Here is a 2,840-nt window from a genome sequence, read left to right on the forward strand (position 1 = left end):
CGCGACTTTTCCCAAATAATTAGCGACTTTTGAAGCCGTGTCCGCTCCTCCAACCGAACAACCGTCAAGCGGGGCTTTTTCATCGACTAAAGCTTTTGCAAATTGAGCGCAACCTGGAAATCCGCAACCGCCGCAGTTAGCTCCTGGTAAAATTTCCGTGAGTTCCGTTACTCTTTCGTCAACTTCAACTTTAAACATTTTTGAAGAGAATATTAATATAACGGCGAGTATCAAAGTTATCAAAGCCGCCGATATAGACGCGATAGTTATAGTAGTAATCATAATCAAATATCCTTAATTTAAATTAAACCGTTTTTATTTTATTTATATAAATTATTTTTTTATCAATATTTTACTTAATTATTCCAGAGAATCCGTAAAATATTAAAGCCAAAATTCCCGCCGTAACAAAAGGCATAGAAGGACCTTTAAAAGCTTCGGGAATATCCGCTGTCATGAGTCTCTCTCTTATGCTTGCCATTATAATCAAAGCCAAAGTGAAACCGATTCCCGCTCCAAGCGCGAATATTATATTTTCTATGAAACCGTATTGGTATAAAACTCCAAATACGGCTAAACCCAATACGCAGCAATTAGTCGTTATTAGCGGAAGATAAATTCCCAAAGCCAAATATAAACTTTCGCTCGTTTTTCTAATGACTATTTCAACGAATTGAACCAAAGCCGCTATGACTATAATAAAAAGTATAGTTTGGAGAAATTCGATTTTAAATGGAACTAAAATATAATATTGAATCATCCAACTAACAGCCGCCGTTAGAACCAAAACGAAAGTAACGGCAATTCCCATACTAATTGCAGAGTCGAGTTTATTTGAAACTCCCAAAAACGGGCATATTCCTAAAAATTTAGTCAATACAAAATTATTAACAAGCACCGTAGCGATAAATAAAAGTATTAAATTTGTCATAATAAATTCCTCCGTTTAAGCTTTTTGAGATTTTTTAGAATCTATCGTTCTTTTTATAGCTATCAAAACCGCCAAAGTAAAGAAAGCTCCAGGCGCCATAATCATAACCACCCAAGGAGTCGTTATTTCGTTATAAGCGTTCAAAAAGGAAGGCATAGCGGATTCTACAAAACCTCTAATAGAACCCACAATATCGAAACCGAGCCAAGTTCCGTTTCCGAGTATCTCTCTAATCGAAGCGAGCAACACCAAAGCCATAAAAAATCCGCATCCGTTTCCCAAAGCGTCCGCTATACTTGGAACTATTCCGTTTTTATTCGCAAAAGCTTCCGCTCTTCCCAATATGATGCAGTTTACCGTTATCAAAGGAAGATAAGGACCCAAAGCCAGCGATAAAGTATAGAATTTCGCTTTCATTATAATTTCGGTTAATGTAACGAAAGCTGCTATAACTACAATGTATCCCATTATTCTAACTTCGTTTGCATAGGCTTTTTTCAAAATAGAAACCAAAGCCGAAGAACAAACCAAAACGAATATTGTGGCAACCGACATGCCTATTGCGTTTTCCACGCTGCTTGTTACCGCCAAGCTGGGACACATTCCAAGAATTTGCACGAAAGTAGGATTGTTTTTCCATACTCCGTCTATAAATACTTCAGAATTTTTCATGATATTAAACCTTAAATTAAATATTTATTCTTTAACTATATTAACATAAATTATTCTTTTTTCAAGAGCATATTTTCAATAATTTTCTAATTGCTATTTTATCTATAATATCATATAATACTACATTAATATTTTTACAATTTATAAAATTTAATAAGGCTTGAATAATGGAAAAAAATATAAAAAATATTACGGACGCTATAGTCGGAGAATGCAGAAATTTCAAACATACATTAAAAGAAATTTTATACGCTATAGTCATAGTTTTTCTTATAAATACTTTTTTGATTCAGAATTATCAAATACCTACGGGTTCGATGATTCCGACTATAATGCCAGGAGACAGATTATTTGCAAATAGATTCGTTTACGGAGTCAAATTTCCATTCACGGACGGACTTTTGGGTTATAGGCTTCCAAAAATAAAATCACCTCAAAGGGGAGATTTGGTGGTTTTTAGAGCGCCTCCTTCTTCCACTTTCGGATGCGAATCCGCCATGCCTTATTACGAGCCTTCGCCTTTAGTTCAATTATTAAAATTGCCGATTATGATATTTTCTATTACTCCTTTTACTTGGGACCCGAGATTTTTACTCGCCGATTTTATAGGAGAAAAACTAACGGGCGGACAACATTTAGCTCCAATGCCTTTATTCTTCGGACTTAAAACTGTAGATTTGGACCCGAGAAAAGAATTCGTAAAGAGAGTTATCGCCACCGCTGGAGAAACGGTAGAATTAAGAAACAAAAATATATTTATAGACGGAGAGCAAGTCGAGGATAAATGGGGTTATTTCTTTTACGGAGAGAGAGAATTTTATCCGATTATCGACATATACGGACCGGTTTATGTTCCCAAAAGAGGCGACACGATGATATTTAGAAAACTTGTAGACAGAGCGGATTATTATAACGACACTTCTTCTTTTGAAGTTTATATAAACGATAAAATTGTGAGCGATGATGTCAAACTATGGTTTTGGATGAATATATATGTTCCAAACGCCGTAAATGGAGAAGAAGAATTTATATATACCGTTCCAGAAGATTATTTTTTTGTAATGGGCGACAATAGAGACCAAAGTTGCGACAGCAGAATGTGGGGACTCGTTCCTTACAGACTTATAAAAGGGCAGCCAATGATAGCTTGGATACAATCGAAAAGACCAGCGGATGTCGAACAGGGATTTTTTAAATACTTTATAATTAAATAAAAATAAATTAGAAAAATAATATG

General features: G+C 35.0%; 4 protein-coding genes. 1 reads left to right on the forward strand and 3 read right to left on the reverse strand.

Annotation, left to right across the window (positions count from 1 at the left end):
* From EZH24_RS09775 to rsxE, 3 genes are all read right to left on the reverse strand, one after another.
* Positions 1 to 282 (reverse strand): RnfABCDGE type electron transport complex subunit B (locus EZH24_RS09775; protein ID WP_137998963.1); only part of this gene is annotated, 282 nt, incomplete at its 3' end.
* A gap of 70 nt (positions 283 to 352) precedes the next feature.
* Positions 353 to 931: an electron transport complex subunit RsxA gene (gene rsxA / locus EZH24_RS09780; protein WP_137998964.1), complete on the reverse strand. Its 579-nt coding sequence runs from the start codon at positions 929 to 931 to the stop codon at positions 353 to 355.
* Between the two features lie 15 nt (positions 932 to 946).
* Positions 947 to 1,603 carry an electron transport complex subunit RsxE gene (gene rsxE, locus EZH24_RS09785; protein WP_137998965.1) on the reverse strand — a complete coding sequence of 219 codons (657 nt, stop codon included), beginning with the start codon at positions 1,601 to 1,603 and terminating at the stop codon, positions 947 to 949.
* A gap of 167 nt (positions 1,604 to 1,770) precedes the next feature.
* On the opposite strand from rsxE, the gene lepB reads away from it, so the two are divergent.
* Positions 1,771 to 2,817, forward strand: coding sequence for a signal peptidase I (gene lepB / locus EZH24_RS09790; protein WP_137998966.1), 1,047 nt, complete (start codon positions 1,771 to 1,773; stop codon positions 2,815 to 2,817).
* The last annotated feature ends 23 nt before the right edge of the window (positions 2,818 to 2,840 follow it).

This window comes from Brachyspira catarrhinii, from assembly GCF_005518285.1.
Lineage (GTDB): Bacteria > Spirochaetota > Brachyspiria > Brachyspirales > Brachyspiraceae > Brachyspira > Brachyspira catarrhinii.

What these genes read in the sequence shown, in the direction of transcription:
- rsxE (WP_137998965.1), bottom strand. Translation starts at nt 1,603, where the DNA reads ATGAAAAATTCTGAAGTATTTATAGACGGAGTATGGAAAAACAATCCT.
- rsxA (WP_137998964.1), bottom strand. Translation starts at nt 931, where the DNA reads ATGACAAATTTAATACTTTTATTTATCGCTACGGTGCTTGTTAATAAT.
- lepB (WP_137998966.1), top strand. Translation starts at nt 1,771, where the DNA reads ATGGAAAAAAATATAAAAAATATTACGGACGCTATAGTCGGAGAATGC.